The sequence below is a fragment of the Burkholderia sp. 8Y genome (assembly GCF_902506145.1).
Taxonomy (GTDB): Bacteria; Pseudomonadota; Gammaproteobacteria; order Burkholderiales; family Burkholderiaceae; genus Caballeronia.
This window is the reverse complement of the sequence record NZ_LR733519.1, coordinates 934322-949089: the sequence shown is the minus strand read 5'-3', so window position 1 is coordinate 949089 and position 14768 is coordinate 934322. Positions and strand designations below refer to the sequence as shown.

The 14768-nt window shown below is 60.4% G+C and carries 17 protein-coding genes; 10 read left to right on the top strand and 7 right to left on the bottom strand.

What is annotated here, in order from left to right:
- Positions 1-9 precede the first annotated feature (9 nt).
- Together GV035_RS04110 and GV035_RS04105 are read right to left on the bottom strand one after the other, a co-directional pair.
- A complete protein-coding gene (locus GV035_RS04110) occupies positions 10-780 on the bottom strand; it encodes a PP2C family protein-serine/threonine phosphatase (protein ID WP_159833639.1) in 771 nt (256 codons plus the stop codon).
- 79 nt (positions 781-859) lie between these two features.
- Entirely contained in the window at positions 860-1150 is a 291-nt protein-coding gene (locus GV035_RS04105) for a hypothetical protein (RefSeq protein WP_159833637.1), read from the bottom strand.
- A gap of 386 nt (positions 1151-1536) precedes the next feature.
- Here GV035_RS04105 and GV035_RS04100 point away from each other — a divergent pair, with 386 nt between their 5' ends.
- The 3 genes from GV035_RS04100 (at position 1537) to GV035_RS04090 (ending at position 3577) form a co-directional block, all read left to right on the top strand.
- Positions 1537-2067 carry a lecithin retinol acyltransferase family protein gene (locus tag GV035_RS04100; RefSeq protein ID WP_159833635.1) on the top strand — a complete coding sequence of 177 codons (531 nt, stop codon included), beginning with the start codon at positions 1537-1539 and terminating at the stop codon, positions 2065-2067.
- Between the two features lie 11 nt (positions 2068-2078).
- Positions 2079-2327 carry a hypothetical protein gene (locus GV035_RS04095; RefSeq protein ID WP_159833633.1) on the top strand — a complete coding sequence of 83 codons (249 nt, stop codon included), beginning with the start codon at positions 2079-2081 and terminating at the stop codon, positions 2325-2327.
- Positions 2328-2467: 140 nt separating this feature from the next.
- Complete coding sequence (locus tag GV035_RS04090) at positions 2468-3577, top strand: 4-hydroxyphenylpyruvate dioxygenase family protein (RefSeq protein ID WP_201303901.1); 1110 nt, start codon at positions 2468-2470, stop codon at positions 3575-3577.
- Positions 3578-3601: 24 nt separating this feature from the next.
- Here the strand turns inward: GV035_RS04090 and GV035_RS04085 are convergent, their stop codons facing one another.
- Both GV035_RS04085 and GV035_RS04080 read right to left on the bottom strand, forming a co-directional pair.
- Entirely contained in the window at positions 3602-3973 is a 372-nt protein-coding gene (locus GV035_RS04085; RefSeq protein ID WP_159833629.1) for a cupredoxin domain-containing protein, read from the bottom strand.
- Complete coding sequence (locus GV035_RS04080; RefSeq protein WP_159833627.1) at positions 3970-4950, bottom strand: metallophosphoesterase family protein; 981 nt, start codon at positions 4948-4950, stop codon at positions 3970-3972. Before GV035_RS04080 ends, GV035_RS04085 begins: the two co-directional genes overlap by 4 nt.
- 199 nt (positions 4951-5149) lie before the next feature.
- Between GV035_RS04080 and GV035_RS04075 the strand changes: the two genes are divergently transcribed.
- From GV035_RS04075 to GV035_RS04065, 3 genes are all read left to right on the top strand, one after another.
- Positions 5150-5785: an RNA polymerase sigma factor gene (locus GV035_RS04075; protein ID WP_159833625.1), complete on the top strand. Its 636-nt coding sequence runs from the start codon at positions 5150-5152 to the stop codon at positions 5783-5785.
- Entirely contained in the window at positions 5775-6494 is a 720-nt protein-coding gene (locus GV035_RS04070) for an anti-sigma factor family protein (RefSeq protein WP_159833624.1), read from the top strand. The genes GV035_RS04075 and GV035_RS04070 overlap by 11 nt, the downstream gene beginning before the upstream one ends.
- Positions 6495-6605: 111 nt before the next feature.
- Complete coding sequence (locus GV035_RS04065; RefSeq protein ID WP_159833622.1) at positions 6606-8636, top strand: acyl CoA:acetate/3-ketoacid CoA transferase; 2031 nt, start codon at positions 6606-6608, stop codon at positions 8634-8636.
- Here the strand turns inward: GV035_RS04065 and GV035_RS04060 are convergent.
- Positions 8633-10141, bottom strand: coding sequence for an amino acid permease (locus GV035_RS04060; protein ID WP_159834945.1), 1509 nt, complete (start codon positions 10139-10141; stop codon positions 8633-8635). The two genes, GV035_RS04065 and GV035_RS04060, sit on opposite strands and share 4 nt — an antisense overlap.
- Before the next feature lie 330 nt (positions 10142-10471).
- Here GV035_RS04060 and GV035_RS04055 point away from each other — a divergent pair, with 330 nt between their 5' ends.
- On the top strand, positions 10472-11128 hold the full coding sequence (locus GV035_RS04055; protein ID WP_159833620.1) for a peroxiredoxin: 657 nt from the start codon (positions 10472-10474) through the stop codon (positions 11126-11128).
- A 61-nt stretch (positions 11129-11189) separates the two neighbouring features.
- Here the strand turns inward: GV035_RS04055 and GV035_RS04050 are convergent, their stop codons facing one another.
- Complete coding sequence (locus GV035_RS04050; RefSeq protein ID WP_159833618.1) at positions 11190-11663, bottom strand: ferritin-like domain-containing protein; 474 nt, start codon at positions 11661-11663, stop codon at positions 11190-11192.
- Positions 11664-11760: 97 nt separating this feature from the next.
- The gene (locus GV035_RS04045) at positions 11761-12471 is read right to left on the bottom strand and encodes a FadR/GntR family transcriptional regulator (RefSeq protein WP_159833616.1); all 711 of its coding nucleotides are present in this window, start codon (positions 12469-12471) and stop codon (positions 11761-11763) included.
- A gap of 424 nt (positions 12472-12895) precedes the next feature.
- On the opposite strand from GV035_RS04045, the gene GV035_RS04040 reads away from it, so the two are divergent.
- The 3 genes from GV035_RS04040 to GV035_RS04030 all read left to right on the top strand — a co-directional run bounded on the left by GV035_RS04040 (position 12896) and on the right by GV035_RS04030 (position 14739).
- Positions 12896-13789: a ketopantoate reductase family protein gene (locus GV035_RS04040; protein ID WP_159833614.1), complete on the top strand. Its 894-nt coding sequence runs from the start codon at positions 12896-12898 to the stop codon at positions 13787-13789.
- 90 nt (positions 13790-13879) lie between these two features.
- A complete protein-coding gene (locus GV035_RS04035) occupies positions 13880-14209 on the top strand; it encodes a DUF4148 domain-containing protein (RefSeq protein WP_159833612.1) in 330 nt (109 codons plus the stop codon).
- 128 nt (positions 14210-14337) lie between these two features.
- Positions 14338-14739, top strand: coding sequence for a DUF427 domain-containing protein (locus tag GV035_RS04030; protein ID WP_159833610.1), 402 nt, complete (start codon positions 14338-14340; stop codon positions 14737-14739).
- Positions 14740-14768 lie beyond the last annotated feature (29 nt).

The window sequence follows — 14768 nt, the reverse complement described above, 5'->3', positions numbered from 1 at the left end:
AAGCGTTATTCAGATGGTCGGATTGACCTGCGTCCTGTCCGATGCAAGGACATCTTCGGCGTGGGCGACGACGATCGAGATATTGTCTCGCCCGCCGCGTTCCAGCGCGATCTCCAGCAACCGCTGCGCGGCTATTTCGCAATTGCCCGGCGCGAGTTCGCTTGCTATCTCTGCTTCGCTCACTTCGTTCGATAGACCATCGCTGCACAGCAGGAACGTATCGCCGTCGGCCAGGGCGACGCTGCTTTCGTCGAGATCGAGCGTATCAAGCGCGCCCACCGCACGCGTAATCAGATGCTGTGCGGGATGATGCAACGCTTCTTCCGCTGTCAATTGACCACGTGCCTTGAGTTCTTCCACATGACTATGATCGCGCGTCAATTGCGCAAGACGCCCATTCCTGAATAGATAAATGCGGCTATCGCCCGCCCAAAGATAAGCGCACGCGCCGTCTCGCGCAGCAAGCAGTACGACCGTGCTGCCTATGCGCGATACCTGGCGTCGTGATGCTTCCGCTCGCAGTTCATCATTGACATGCAGGAGCCGTTCGCGCGCCTCGGCGATCACGCCTGCGAGCCCGTCGGACCTCGAAACGGTGGACAGACTCTGGATCACCATTTCGCTCGCGAGATCGCCCACAGCGTGTCCGCCCATGCCATCGGCCACGGCCCAGAGACCACGCTCGGGCGAGTTCAGCACTGCGTCTTCGTTGACCAGCCGCACGCAGCCGACGTCTGAGCGGGCAGCGGATGTCCATCGAAACTCAGTCGGGAAGGTCACGCCAACCTCCTCCATGCACTAAGGGTTTTGCGCTTGGACAGTCGGGCGCTTGAGCGGTGCATTCTCACGCCATGCGACGTCAGCCTGCACGGTTGGCGGATATGGCATTCGGCGTCACCGTGAGATTCGCTCCATCGCCCGAATTGCGGACGTCGACGGACTGGAACTGATTGATCATTTGTCCGGCCGTGAAATTGTTCGTGATGTCGTAGATGTTGACGACACCGCCGAAATTCGACTGACGGTCTGCTATGAACGGCGTGATCCAGCCGTACACCCAGGGCGCGCCGCCTCCGCCGCCAATGGCCGACATTGCCGTGCGGTCGAGTGGGCGGTCGTAATCGAGATCGGTGACGGTGAGGGTGGCCATGTGCCTCTCCAATATAGCCGTGAGAATGCGCGAAGTGAATGCAAGGCGCGTGCCGATTGCCCCGCGCCCGGCAGGCCGTTGATAGTGGGCCTTTCCAAGCTTGCGCGCGGTCAGGAAGTTGGAAGCTCGCCAACACTTGGAGCCATTGAGCAAGGTGGAAACCGACACCGCCCGTCGCGCGGTAACTGATGCTTTGGGCCCAACAAATCAGGCCAGAAAGCGTTGGTCCAGCCTCAACAGATGCGGCTCAGCAACGCATCCGAATTTAGGCGAAAGCCCACTGGATCAAGGCTCAGCGGCAACTGGCAGGAAAGATGCAAATGGCAACGCAACCGGGCGCGAAACAAACACTTCGCGCCAAGCCAAGAAAAGAATCGGAGCGAGCCATGTCAAGCAAGCAAGCGACAAGCAGGAGCGATGAATCAGCCGCAGCGCGCGGCTTTTCATTCGACGACGAGCCGCCGCTCGGCAGCGAACTCGTCACGCGTCGCTGCGGCTATGAGCACCATGGCATCTACGCGGGCAACGGCACAGTGATTCACTATGCGGGCTTTGCCAAATCGCTGCATCGCGGTCCCGTGGAAGAAGTCAGTATCGCGCAATTCGCAGACGGCCATGACCTGATCGTGCGGCTTCATCCGGCAGCCGCCTTTGTCGGCCTGGAAGCGGTGCGCCGGGCGCACAGCCGCCTCGGCGAAAACCGCTATCGCCTCTTGACCAATAACTGCGAGCACTTCGTCTCGTGGTGCCTTTTCGGCGAGGCGCGCAGCACGCAGGTGCGCGCCTGCCTCATTGATCCTCGCGCCGCTATGCATGCGGTGAGAGGGCTCTTTAGCGCCTATATCGCCGCACAACGCCGCCGTCGCGCGAGCGCACTCATCGGCTGCGGCGCGCCGAGCGTCGCATTCGCCATTTGAAGGAGACCATCATGCAAGCCCCCGCAAGCTCGTTGCACAGCGCCGTCGATAAATGGCTTGCGCCCACCGCGACGCGCCCTGCGCGAGTCGCCCAACTGTGCCGCTCGCACATCACCGGCATGCGCTATGTGCGCGTCGAGGCCTGGCATGGCGGCGAACTGATCGGCATCATTTTCTTTCGCCACGACGACGGCACATGGAATGTATTTCCGCCTCAGGCACGCCGCCCGTCGATGAATGCGGCAAGGCTCGCTGCATAGGGCAAGCGGCGCGACGGCTTTGACACGGGGACCTCGGTGCCGCTAGTCTAGCTGCAAGCGCCGCTGCGCCGGATGTGGCGTACGATGCGGCTGTCATGGTAGTTTCTGCGTCCGTGAACCAGCTCGTACATGTCGAGGTAATGCCCATGACCCAGCCCCAATCCGCTGACCTTTCCTTGCCCGCCAGCGCGATCCCCGATTCCGACGCCGGGCGCAATCCGCTCGGCATCGCAGGGTTGGAGTTTGTCGAATTCTCGAGTCCCGATCCGCAAGGACTTGCCGCGCTTTTCGGGCGGCTCGGCTTCGTCGCGGTGGCGCAGCACGTCAGCAAGGCGGTGACGCTCTACCGCCAAGGCAGCATGAACTTCCTGATCAACGCGGAGCCGGATTCGTTTGCGACGCGGTTTGCGCAATCGCATGGGGTCGGCATCGCGGCGATCGGGATTCGCGTGCTGGACGCGCAGGTCGCGCATGAGCGCGCTGTCGATTACGGCGCATGGGACTTCGAGGGCGAAAAAATAGGCCCTAACGAACTCGCCATTCCCGCCATTCAGGGCATTGGCGATTCGCATATCTATTTCGTCGATCACTGGCCGGGCAAGAACAGCGGCGAAGCCTCCATCTACGATATCGACTTCCGGCCGTTGAATCATGCGAGCGGTGGCCTCGGCGGCACGGGTCTGCTCGAAGTCGATCACTTCACCCAGACGGTCGGCGCGGGCCGCATCAAAGAGTGGCTCGATTTCTATCGCGAAGTGCTTCATTTCGAAGAGATTCACCAGATCCACCCGGACTGGCATGTCTCGCAAGATTCGGCCGTTACCGTTTCGCCGTGCGGCTCCATTCGCATCCCCGTGTATGAAGAGGGCACGTATCGCACGGACCTCATGCAGCAGTATTTGCCGGACCATGAAGGCGAGGGCGTGCAGCATATCGCGCTGGCGTCAGCGGATATCTTTGCATCGGTCGATGCGCTCCGGGCGCGTGGCGTGCGCTTTCTCACGCCTCCGCCGCGCTATTACGACCAGATCGATGCCCGCTTGCCCGGGCATGGGCTCGATATCGAGCAGCTACGAACACGCGGCATTCTCGTCGATGGCGAGATACTTCCTGATGGCACGCCGCAACTCTTTCTTCAAACGTTTCTTGAACGCAGACCCGGCGATATGTTCTTCGAGATTGTCGAGAGACGAGGGCATCATGGCTTTGGCGAGGGTAATCTCGATGCGATAGCGAAGGCGCAACGCTGAGCGCGCGCGCCTCTTTTCTACCGATTACCGCACGACGATGGTCCCCGTCATGTGCGGATGCAACGAACAGAAGTAAGTGTAAGTACCCGGCTGATCGAACACATGCGAGAAGCTGTCGCCGCTATCGAGCGGGTCGGACTTGAATGACTTCGCTTCATCCACGACCGTATGCAGCATGTCGTCGCGATTGATCCACGTTATCTTCGTTCCGACAGGCACCGTGAGCGTCGGCTGGCTGAACGCGAAGTTGTCGATGGTGATGGTCGGCGAGGCCACTGCAGCGAGTTGTTGGACGGGCTCTTTCGCGCAAGCCGAAGGCATCATGCCGAAGAGTCCCTTGACGATGATCGCCACCGTTAGCTGACGCACGCATCGTCCGGCGAAGGATGCATTCATGCTCGTGCTCCCGCAAGCGACGTATCGACGATAGCCAGTTGTTCGCGTCCTGCTATATGCGTGACGGCGCGCAGGCCGAGCATGGATCGCAACTGGTCAGCGCCCACCTTCATGGGTCCAGGGCCGGCTGCCGAGCCGGGCGCGGGCTGAGGAAAGGCCGTGGACATGGCGGAATAGAATCGCATGTCGCCTTCCACTTTTTGCGCGACCTGATGCACGTGGCCATTCAGCACGGTGACAGAGCCGAAACGCTTCAAGAGCGCAAGCGCCTGTGCGCTGTCGTCGGTGCCCCAGCCCCATTGCGGGTATAGCGCCCAAAGCGGAATATGCGCGAAGACGACGATCGGCGTACTGCTCGTTCTTGCTTGCAGATCTTGCTTGAGCCATGCAAGCTGCGCATCGCCGAGAAAGCCGAGGCCGCCGCCTTTGAGGTCTATCACATTCGTCAGGCCAATGAAATGAACACCGCCTTCGTCGAAGCTATACCAGTGGCGCGCGGCGCCGTTCCCGTATTGATCCGCAAAGCGGGCGAAAAACGAATCGCCATTTTCGACGAGCACGTCATGCTCGCCGGGCACGTAATGGACCGGCATACCCGCGTCGTTGATGATCTGCATGGCCGTATCGAATTGGGCGGGCTTCGAGAGATGCGTGATATCGCCGGTATGGATCATGAACGCGGGGCGCTGCGGCATTGCGCGAACATGGCTGATGGCTTCCTGAAGCGTGCTTGTCGGCTCGGTGTTCGGGTCCTTGTTGAATCCGATATGGCTATCGCTGATTTGCACGAAACTAAAAGAGCGTGTCGTTTCGGCAGCCTGTGCCGACGAAATCAGTTGCGAGCGGGGCACGCCCCCGCTGATGGTCCAGAGGACGCCCGCGCCGGCCCACGCCATGCATGACAAAGCCGTGCGTCGGCGCTTGCCGTGACTGTCGAGTTCGTCAATAGGCGCTAAGGGAGTGTGTTCGGTATGCATGACGGCTCCTTGAGGAAGTGATGTATCCAGCGTCCATCGAACCGGCGCAACGCCTCCGATATTCCCGAGAAAACATTTTCTAATCGCGCTCGAGCTGCGAAGGAATAAATCGGCGAGAGCCGAAGTAAAGGGACTGTGGGCGCGCATCAATGCGCGGCTTTGGTTGTCGGAATTGGATTCGCTCCAGGAGAGTTGCGCGATGTGGCGAAGCAGGTCGAAAGTAGACGAGTCCCCGCATGCACGCTTCGAAGCGACGGTCATGCCGCATCTCGATGCCGCCTATAACCTCGCGCGCTGGCTGTCTGGAAGCCCGAGCGATGCGGATGATGTCGTGCAGGAAGCCTACCTGCGCGCGTTTCGTTTCTTTTCTGGCTTCGAAGACGGCGATGAGTCGAATGCGCGGGGCTGGCTGCTCGCTATCGTGCGCAATACGTGGTTCACGGAATGGCGTCGTCGGGTTCAGTCAGCGGACGCGACGCCCTATGATGAAGAGATCGCCGGCGATCAGGCACTGCCCGGATGGTCCGACGACGCAGGCGTGAGCCCGGAGACGCTCGTGGTGCGCAAGGACGAAGTGCAACTCGTGCATCGTGCGCTGGATGCGTTGCCTCTCGTCTTTCGCGAGGTGCTCGTGCTGCGCGAACTGGAAGACATGAGCTATAAGGAAGTGGCCGCCATCACGGGTGTGCCGATAGGAACGGTGATGTCGAGGCTCGCGCGTGGACGAAAAATGCTCGCGACAGCCGTGCGCGCAGCGCAAGGCGACAGACCGAGCGTGCGGCTCGTGCGCAAGTCGGATACGGGTCATTCTGAGGAATCGGGCAATGGACAATAACGATACCGCGTCGCTCGAATCGAGGCTGACCGATGGCTCGCTTTATCATCACGCGCCCGCGCATTTGCCCGCGCAAGTGCTTGCACGCGTGCGCGAGGAGGCGGCTCGTGAAGAGCGTCGACTATCGCAATCGCGTAGCAGGCGAAACACATGGCACCTGCCTTTCGCGGCGCCGTGGCCGTTCTTTGGCGGCGCATTCGCGGGCGCGACGTTGTCGGCGGTCGTGCTTGGCGCTGTGCTGTGGATGCAGACCGCGGCGCATATACCGGCCGATTCGCCGATTGCACAAGAGATCGTGTCGAGCCACGTGCGGTCACTGATGTCGGACCGGCCGATCGACGTCCTGTCCAGCGACAAACACACGGTGAAGCCATGGTTCAACGGCCGCATCGACTATGCGCCGCCTGTCATCGACCCGGCGGGACCGGGCTTCGCACTGGTCGGCGGAAGACTCGATTACATCGGGCATCGGCCGGTGGCCGTGGTCGTGTATCGCTATCTCAAGCACCCGATCGACGTCTACGTGTTCCCCGACAAAACGTCGGCAGTGCCGCAAAAAGACGCCAAGGCGATCGTCACGCGCTCCGACGATGGGTATGCGCTTGCGCGCTGGAGTGATCAAGGCATGACGTTCTGGGCCGTGACCGATGCGTCGGCAGCGGTGCTGCATCAGTTCGTGCAAGCAATCGAGGCGGGTACGCCGCGCTGAGTTCGACACGCCGCCTTATCTGCTGAAGATAGCGCACTTCGCTCCTGGCGACGCATGGTTCCTGCTGCGCGCATTTGGTGTTACCTTGCCCGAAACGAACAAGGAGACGCCATGAACGCCAGCAACGCACCGCCTCGTCACCCGTCATTTCTGTCATCGGCGCGGCTTGTCGAGCGGGGAAAGATCGTGTCGGCGCGTGAGGCGGTACGCCTCATTCGTTCGGGAGACACCATTGCGACCAGCGGCTTCGTGGGCATCGGCTTCGCGGAAGAGGTGGCAATCGCGCTTGAGGCTCGCTTTCTCGAGGCAAACGCCGCAGGCCATGCGGAAGGCCATGAGCCGATTGCCGATCTCACCATCGTCTATGCGGCCGGTCAGGGCGATGGCCGAGGCAAGGGCCTCAATCACTTCGCGCATGAAGGGCTCGTCAAGCGCGTCATCGGCGGCCATTGGGGACTGGTTCCGGGCTTGCAGAAGCTTGCCATCGAAAACCGCATCGAAGCGTACAACTTGCCGCAAGGCGTCATCTCTCAACTCTTTCGCGACATTGCGGCGCATCGTCCCGGACAGTTATCGACCGTCGGCCTCGGCACTTTCGTTGATCCGCGCAATGGCGGAGGAAAACTCAATGCACGCACGACCGAGGACATCGTGCGTCTCATGCCGATAGACGGCATCGACTACCTGTACTACAAAACCTTTCCCATCGACGTCGCAATCGTGCGTGGTACGACAGCGGATCTGAACGGAAACATCACGATGGAAAAGGAGGCACTGACGCTCGAAGCACTTTCCATTGCGATGGCGGCACGCAACTCTGGCGGCATCGTCATTGCACAGGTGGAACGGCTGGCCGAATCGAACACGCTCAATGCGAGGCAAGTCAAAGTACCCGGCGTCATGGTGGATTGTGTCGTGCTGGCCCGACCCGAAAACCACTGGCAGACCTTCGGCGAACAATATAGCGCGGCGTTTTCCAGCGAACTGCGTGTCGCCGCGAGTTCGATGGCGCCCATGCCGCTTAACGAACGCAAGGTGATCGCGCGACGCGCTGCGTTCGAATTGATGGCCAATAGCGTGGTGAATCTCGGCATCGGCATGCCGGAAGGCATTGCGAGCGTGGCGAACGAAGAGCAGGTGATCGACCTCTTCACCATGACGACTGAACCGGGCGTAATCGGCGGAATCCCCGCAGGCGGCCTCAATTTCGGCGCCGCGACGAATACGCAAGCGATCATCGACCAGCCTTATCAGTTCGATTTCTATGACGGCGGTGGGCTGGATATCGCCTTTCTCGGGCTTGCTCAAGCGGACCGCGAGGGCAATCTCAACGTGAGTAAGTTTGGCCCCAAGCTGGCGGGTGCAGGCGGGTTCATCAATATCAGTCAGTCGGCGAAGAAGGTCGTCTTCGTCGGGACGTTCAACGCGGGCAAACTGGATCTCGTCATCGACGACGGCAAGCTTGCCATTCGCCGCGAAGGGAATTGCCGAAAGTTCGTCGATGCGGTCGAGCATCGCACATTCAGCGGCCGTTATGCCGTGGAGCGCGGTCAAACGGTGCTTTATATCACCGAGCGTTGCGTATTCGAGCTGACGAGCGAGGGAGTCGTGTTGAAGGAAGTCGCGCCCGGCATCGATGTCGAGCGCGATATCGTCGCGCAGATGGACTTCAGGCCCGTGATGCCGTCCGCGCCGCGCGTGATGGATGAGCGCATCTTCCGGGAGGGGCCTATCGGCTTGCGAAAGGTATTGCTTGGCCTCGATCTGTCAGAGCGATTCAGCTACGACGCTGAGAAGAACCTTTTCTTCATCAACTTCGAGGGGCACGAGGTGGCGAGCCTGCATGATGTCGAAGCGATCCGACTCGAAGTCGAGAAGCAACTCTCAGGGGTAAGCGTCAAGCCTCACGCCATCGTCAATTACGACAATTTCTCGATTCGCCCAAGCATGCTCGACGCCTATTCGGAGATGGTCACCCGGCTGGTGAGCGAGTTCTATGACGGTGTCACGCGCTATACCACCAGCAGTTTTCTACGCATGAAGCTCGGCGACGCGCTCAAGCGCCGCGGCGTCGCGCCCTATATCTACGAAAGCGCGCAGGAAGCGCGTGAGCACGGCGCGCGGCGTTCCCGGCAGTCCTAGCTTCTTGCTGTCTGAGCCGGGGTCGTCTGGTTCTCCGCCCGCAAACGGCTATGGCGTATGCCGTAGCCGAAGTAAATGACGATGCCGATCGCCATCCAGATGATCAGCCGTATCCATGTATCGGCGGGCAAGCCGGACATGAGGAACACGGACGAGATCGCGCCTAACGGCGCCACGATGAAGACCGCGGGCGTCTTGAACGCGCGCTTCAACTCCGGCTGCTTGATGCGCAACACCAGGACGCCCACGCAGACTACCGCGAATGCGAACAGCGTGCCGATGCTGACGAGTTCGCCGACGAGACCGATGGGAAGTAGGCCGGCAAGGACCATGACGATCAGACCAGTGACGATCGTCGTGATGTACGGCGTATGAAAACGCGGGTGGATCTTCGACGCGAAAGGCGGCAGCAATCCGTCCTTCGCCATCGAATAGAAGATGCGCGGCTGGCTGAGCAACAGAACGAGAATCACCGATGTCAGGCCAAAGATCGCTCCAAGCTTCACGATGGGCGAGAGCCAGCGCATGCCGATGGCATCCACGCCGACGGCAATCGGGTCGGCGACGTTCAGTTTGTCGTAGGACACGATGCCCGTCAGCACGTATGAGACGAGCACATAAAGAATCGTGCAGATCGTCAGAGAGCCGAGCAGGCCGATCGGCATATCCCGCCGTGGATTGCGCGTTTCCTGGGCCACGCACGATACAGAATCGAAGCCGATATACGCAAAGAAGACGACCGCCGCGCCTCGCAGCACACCGCTCATGCCGTACACACCGGATTCACCCGTATTCGGTGGAATGAAAGCGCCCGTGGGATTCTTCGCGGTGATCCAATGACTCGTATCGACATAGGCAATGCCTGCCACGATGAAAGCAAGCACGATCAGCACCTTGATCACGACGATGAAACTATTCACGCGGGCCGATTCGCGGATGCCGATTACAAGCAGAATCGTGATGAGCCCGACGATGACCATTGCCGGCACGTTGAGGATGGCGCCCGCATGGCTCCATCCTTTGACGGGGTCATACGCAAAGGGCGCTTGTGAAAGCTGCGCGGGTATGTCGATATGCAGCGAATGCAGGAAGCTCACGACATAACCGGACCAGCCGATGGCCACCGTCGTCGCGCCGACCGCGTATTCGAGTATCAAGTCCCAGCCAATCAGCCATGCAATCAGTTCGCCCATCGTCGCGTAAGCGTACGTATAGGCGCTGCCGGATACGGGCACGGTCGAAGCCATTTCCGCATAGCAAAGCCCTGCAAGCGCGCATACAATCGCGCCAAGCACGAACGATATGACGATGGCCGGACCCGCGTTCGCGGCTGCAGCATGGCCGGTCAGCACGAAAATGCCCGCGCCGATGATGCAGCCAATGCCGAGCAACACGACATCCAGCGCCGTGAGCGATCGTTTCAACGCATGGCCGCCTTGCTCCTGCACAGCCTCATCGGTCTGCGACGCCTCTTCCTGCAATGCAGCGACGGTCTTTCTGCGCATGACGGCCACGATCACCTCCGGTCTCTTAGCAAGACGTTGCTGTGCGACGGCGCTTCGCCGCCTGTCGTGTTGCAGTTTCGTGATAGCAGATTTTGCCGAGGAATACGAGGCTTAAGCCGCGTCTGCCAGCGCGCTTCGGGCCATGAAACGCCCGTTCGTTTAGCATTCCCCATGCCGAAGACCGCGTGCTCGACGGGGACATTCATGGAGGTCGTCCGCTCAGGCGCGGGCCGGCACTATAATCGGCGTGTCGGTTTCGTTTTTCGCAGCCGGGAACCGTTGCTCAAAGAGGCAACGCTGTCCGTTTATTCCTTGACGTGGAGATCATATATGTCCATCCGCATTGGCGATGAAGCCCCCGATTTCACCGCAGAAACCACCGAAGGCCCGATTCGCTTTCACGAGTGGATCGGTGATAAATGGGCAATCCTGTTCTCGCATCCGAAAGACTTCACGCCCGTCTGCACCACCGAACTCGGTTATATGGCGAAGCTCAAGCCCGAGTTCGAAAAGCGCAACACGAAGATCATTGGCCTTTCCATCGATCCGGTCGACAACCATGCGAGGTGGGCCAAGGATATCGAGGAAACGCAAGGCACGGCGGTCAATTACCCGATGATTGGCGATGCCGATCTGACCGTCGCCAAGCTTTACGACATGATTCACCCGAATGCGAGCGGCGGCGGCCCGCGCACCGCCGTCGACAATGCGACTATTCGCGCGGTGTTCATCATCGGTCCGGACAAGAAGATGAAGGCGACCTTCACGTACCCGATGAGCGCGGGTCGCAACTTCGACGAAGTGCTGCGCTTGCTGGACGCGCTGCAACTGAACGCCAAGCACTCCGTGGCAACGCCGGTGAACTGGAAGCCGGGCGATGACGTGATCATTCCGACCTCGGTCTCCGACGAAGACGCGCAGAAGAAGTATCCGGAGGGCTTCAAGACGCTCAAGCCTTATCTGCGCACGGTCGCGCAGCCGAAGTAAGCGGCGCTCGACACGACACGACACGGCATACGCTGACCGCGATCTGCGGTCAGCGTATGTTTCAGCTATGCCCGGTACGTCTCTCGGGCGACGTGTCGACCTCGCCGGGACGGCGCAGCATCTTGTCCACTTCTCCCGCGTGCAGTTCTTCTGTCTGAATCATCTGCCGCGCATATTCTTCGAGTGCGACCGAGCGGTCTTCGACGAGCCTGAGCAGCTCGCGATAAAGGTCTAGCGCGACTCTTTCTGCTTGCAGCGACTCCCGCAGAATGGTCGCGATATCGAAGGTGTGAGTGTCGAGCAGCGGGCCGATTTCAAGCGAGGGATACGCGCCGAGCGTGGTTATCCATTCGCCCGCCTGATGCGCGTGCATCAACGATTCGTCCGCCTGTGCGCGTAGCCACGAGATGATGGGTATGCGACCGAACCCGAAGACGAGAAACGAATAGTGCGTGTACCGCACCACGCCAGCCAGCTCGGATTCCAGAATCCGGTTCAATACGGCGACGACCTCTTCCTTGTCGAGCTCTGCCATCTCTGCCTCCGAGTCTCAATGCCAAGCGTTGGCGACACTGAATCATTGACCATTGTAGTCATTGATTCCTTGGCCCGCATTGAAAGAGGCAGAGCGATCAGACCGCTTCTTCGACCCACATCGAAGCGGTACGCTCAAGGGTCTGCGACATCGCCGAACGTGCGCTTTCTCCATCCGCTGTATCGATGGCGCGGACGACTCTGCCGTAATCGCTGATCTGAGACTCGGGCATGCGTACCCGCCCTTGAGGCTGAGCCCGCAATGCAGCCTTGATCGTCCTTACGCCCACACGCACGACGCTGCCCATTTGGCGCAGCATCTCATCGCCGCTCGCATCGACGATAGCGGTCAGCAACGCTTCTTCCGCCGCAGCTTGAAAGCTCTCGGTGGGGCTGGCATGCATGAGCCGCTGAAACGCGGCATTGATGCCGATGCGCTGATGCCTGTTCGCACGCGCCGCCGCAAGCGCCGCTGCGGGCGGGTCGACCAGCGCGCGAAATTCGACGAGCCGTCGCAGGCATTCGGGATCGGGCGATGCACGCAAGCGCCACTCGGCCACTTCTGAATCGATGATGAGCCACTCGTGCGCCGGCCGGACGCGCGTCCCCGTTTTGGGCCGCACATCGAGCATGCGCCGCGAAATCAGGATGCTCAATGCTTCGCGCATGATGGTGCGCGATACGCCGTGCTTCTGGGACAGCAAGATTTGAGGCGGCAGAACGTTGTCCTTGTATTCTCCGTTGATAATGCCCGCGACGAGTTGGTTCACCACGCGCTTGACGAGCGATGCTTCATATCCATGGTTCATTTTTTGTTCTCGTGAAAACACCCCACGCTCCGGCCGCGCGTTGCCCGTTGCCGGGCCGCTACCGCTTTTTGCTGCCTGTGCGGCGCCTCGGCGCGCCGTAAGTTGGTCTCCCTATGTTGCCTTCCTTTCCGACACCCTTTGTACAGAAAGGCTTGCAGCACGTACCCCATAGCGGTCGGTCATGGTTTTAAAAAGGCGCCGTCTATCCGCTGCAGCAAGCGTATCTCCCCGTGCCATGCTTTAACAATATGGTTCACTGTTAATTCGACTGACTATCGTGCGTCGTCCCACAAAGGGCGCGACCATGCGGTAGCGCAAGCGTTTGCGGCTATCGCATGCGCCAAGGGCTTGAGCGGTGTTGTGTTATTTTCCCGTTCCAAAGCAACGCGGCTTCAAGCGATGCAGTCACCACGAGGAACGAAACATGAAGATCGCCGTCATGGGTGCGGGTGCAGTGGGCTGTTATTACGGCGGCATGCTCGCACGGGCAGGGCACGACGTCGCGTTCATCGCCCGGCCGCAACACGTCGAGGCCATTCAGCGCGATGGCCTGAGGCTCGATACACAGACTTTCGACGAGCACGTTCGCGTCATCGCCAGCACAGAGGCGAGCGCTGCGAAGGGTGCGCAGGTCGTGCTCTTTTGCGTCAAGTCGACTGATACGGACAGCGCGGCGCAGGCGCTCGAGCCGTATCTGGATTCCGGGACTTTAGTGTTGTCGCTGCAGAATGGTGTCGAGAATGCCGAGCGCCTGAGGCAATTACTATCGCAGGAAGTCGCGGCGGCGGTGGTCTATGTCGCGGCGGAAATGGCCGGGCCCGGGCATATTCGTCATCATGGCCGGGGCGAACTGGTGATCGAACCGTCGAGCATGAGCGAAGACGTGGCGCGGACGTTCGCCGCTGCGAACGTGCCCACTGAGATATCCGACAACGTGCGCGGCGCCTTGTGGGCCAAGCTGATTCTTAACTGTGCATACAACGCGCTTTCGGCCATTGCACAGGTTCCGTATGGACGATTGGTGCAGGGTGAAGGCGTCACGCGTGCAATGCGCGATGTCATCGACGAGTGCCTTGCCGTCGCTCGGGCCGACGGCGTGACGATTCCAGGTGATGTCGATGCCGCAGTGCGTCGTATCGCGCAGACCATGCCGAATCAATACTCGTCAACGGCGCAAGATCTTGCGCGCGGCAAGCGCAGCGAAATCGATCACTTGAACGGATTGATCGTTCGACGCGGCGAAGCGGTCGGTGTGCCGACACCGGCTAATCGCATGCTTCACGTGCTGGTGAAACTGGTCGAAAACAAAGCGGACTAAAGCGCCGCGGCAGCGCGGGAACGGGCGATGCTGAATGTAGGGAGCAGGCGCGGAATTGCCGGCGCGCCGTCCAACTACGGAGAAATCGTCATGAAATCGTTCGTCAAAGCAGTCGCTGTTGCCGCTGTGCTCGTCGCACCGGCGCTTTCCTTCGCACAAACCGACTCTGCGGTGCAACGTGGCCAGGTGCAGCAGGATCTGCGGCAGGTCGAAGCCGCAGGCTACAACCCGGGACAGTCGGATCGCACGGCCTATCCGCGTGATGTTCAGAACGCGCAAAGCCGCGTGTCCAAGCAAAATGGTGCGATGTCGGGCGATAACAGCGATTACGGCGGCGTCGACAGCGGTACGTCAGCGGCAGGCATTCGTGCAATGCGACCGATGAACGACGCGAACAAGCCGGTGTATTTCGGGCACTGAGCCTGATGTCCCGTGTGGTTTCAGGCGTGACGTCCTGAGGGCTCACGCCTTGCCTAACGGGCGAGTTCTGCGCGCAATGCACAGGCGCGCTAGCATGGGCGGCCGCTATAGCCCTTAGGGAGACCCCCATGCGTCCCGTCAAGATTCCCGGCCCCGATCATCCCATCGACATCGAGCGCAGTTCGTTGCGCGTCACGGTCAAAGGTGGCGGCCGCGTGGTAGCCGACTCAACTCATGCCTTGATTCTGCGCGAAGCGTCGTATCCGGAGGTGCTCTATGTGCCTCGCGCGGATGTCGACATGTCGAAGCTCGCGCGCACGTCGCACACGACGTACTGCCCCTATAAGGGCGAATGCAGCTACTACAGCATCGTTTCCGGCGGCGACAAGAGCGTGAACGCCGTATGGTGTTACGAGAACCCGTACGACGCCGTCGCGCAGATCAAGGATCATCTTGCGTTCTATCCCGATCGCGTCGATTCGATCGAAACCTACGAGGATCGCAGCGATAGCGCCAGCAGTTCGGCGTAAAAAAGGCCCGGCATGACTGCCGGGCCGAA

Bases quoted from the DNA above. Each gene is read 5' to 3' on its own strand.
- GV035_RS04040 (WP_159833614.1), top strand. From the start codon at position 12,896: ATGAAGATCGCCGTCATGGGTGCGGGTGCAGTGGGCTGTTATTACGGC.
- GV035_RS04080 (WP_159833627.1), bottom strand. From the start codon at position 4,950: ATGCATACCGAACACACTCCCTTAGCGCCTATTGACGAACTCGACAGT.
- GV035_RS04055 (WP_159833620.1), top strand. From the start codon at position 10,472: ATGTCCATCCGCATTGGCGATGAAGCCCCCGATTTCACCGCAGAAACC.
- GV035_RS04100 (WP_159833635.1), top strand. From the start codon at position 1,537: ATGTCAAGCAAGCAAGCGACAAGCAGGAGCGATGAATCAGCCGCAGCG.
- GV035_RS04075 (WP_159833625.1), top strand. From the start codon at position 5,150: ATGTGGCGAAGCAGGTCGAAAGTAGACGAGTCCCCGCATGCACGCTTC.
- GV035_RS04050 (WP_159833618.1), bottom strand. From the start codon at position 11,663: ATGGCAGAGCTCGACAAGGAAGAGGTCGTCGCCGTATTGAACCGGATT.
- GV035_RS04090 (WP_201303901.1), top strand. From the start codon at position 2,468: ATGCCCATGACCCAGCCCCAATCCGCTGACCTTTCCTTGCCCGCCAGC.
- GV035_RS04070 (WP_159833624.1), top strand. From the start codon at position 5,775: ATGGACAATAACGATACCGCGTCGCTCGAATCGAGGCTGACCGATGGC.
- GV035_RS04035 (WP_159833612.1), top strand. From the start codon at position 13,880: ATGAAATCGTTCGTCAAAGCAGTCGCTGTTGCCGCTGTGCTCGTCGCA.
- GV035_RS04095 (WP_159833633.1), top strand. From the start codon at position 2,079: ATGCAAGCCCCCGCAAGCTCGTTGCACAGCGCCGTCGATAAATGGCTT.
- GV035_RS04030 (WP_159833610.1), top strand. From the start codon at position 14,338: ATGCGTCCCGTCAAGATTCCCGGCCCCGATCATCCCATCGACATCGAG.
- GV035_RS04085 (WP_159833629.1), bottom strand. From the start codon at position 3,973: ATGAATGCATCCTTCGCCGGACGATGCGTGCGTCAGCTAACGGTGGCG.
- GV035_RS04065 (WP_159833622.1), top strand. From the start codon at position 6,606: ATGAACGCCAGCAACGCACCGCCTCGTCACCCGTCATTTCTGTCATCG.
- GV035_RS04105 (WP_159833637.1), bottom strand. From the start codon at position 1,150: ATGGCCACCCTCACCGTCACCGATCTCGATTACGACCGCCCACTCGAC.
- GV035_RS04045 (WP_159833616.1), bottom strand. From the start codon at position 12,471: ATGAACCATGGATATGAAGCATCGCTCGTCAAGCGCGTGGTGAACCAA.
- GV035_RS04060 (WP_159834945.1), bottom strand. From the start codon at position 10,141: ATGCGCAGAAAGACCGTCGCTGCATTGCAGGAAGAGGCGTCGCAGACC.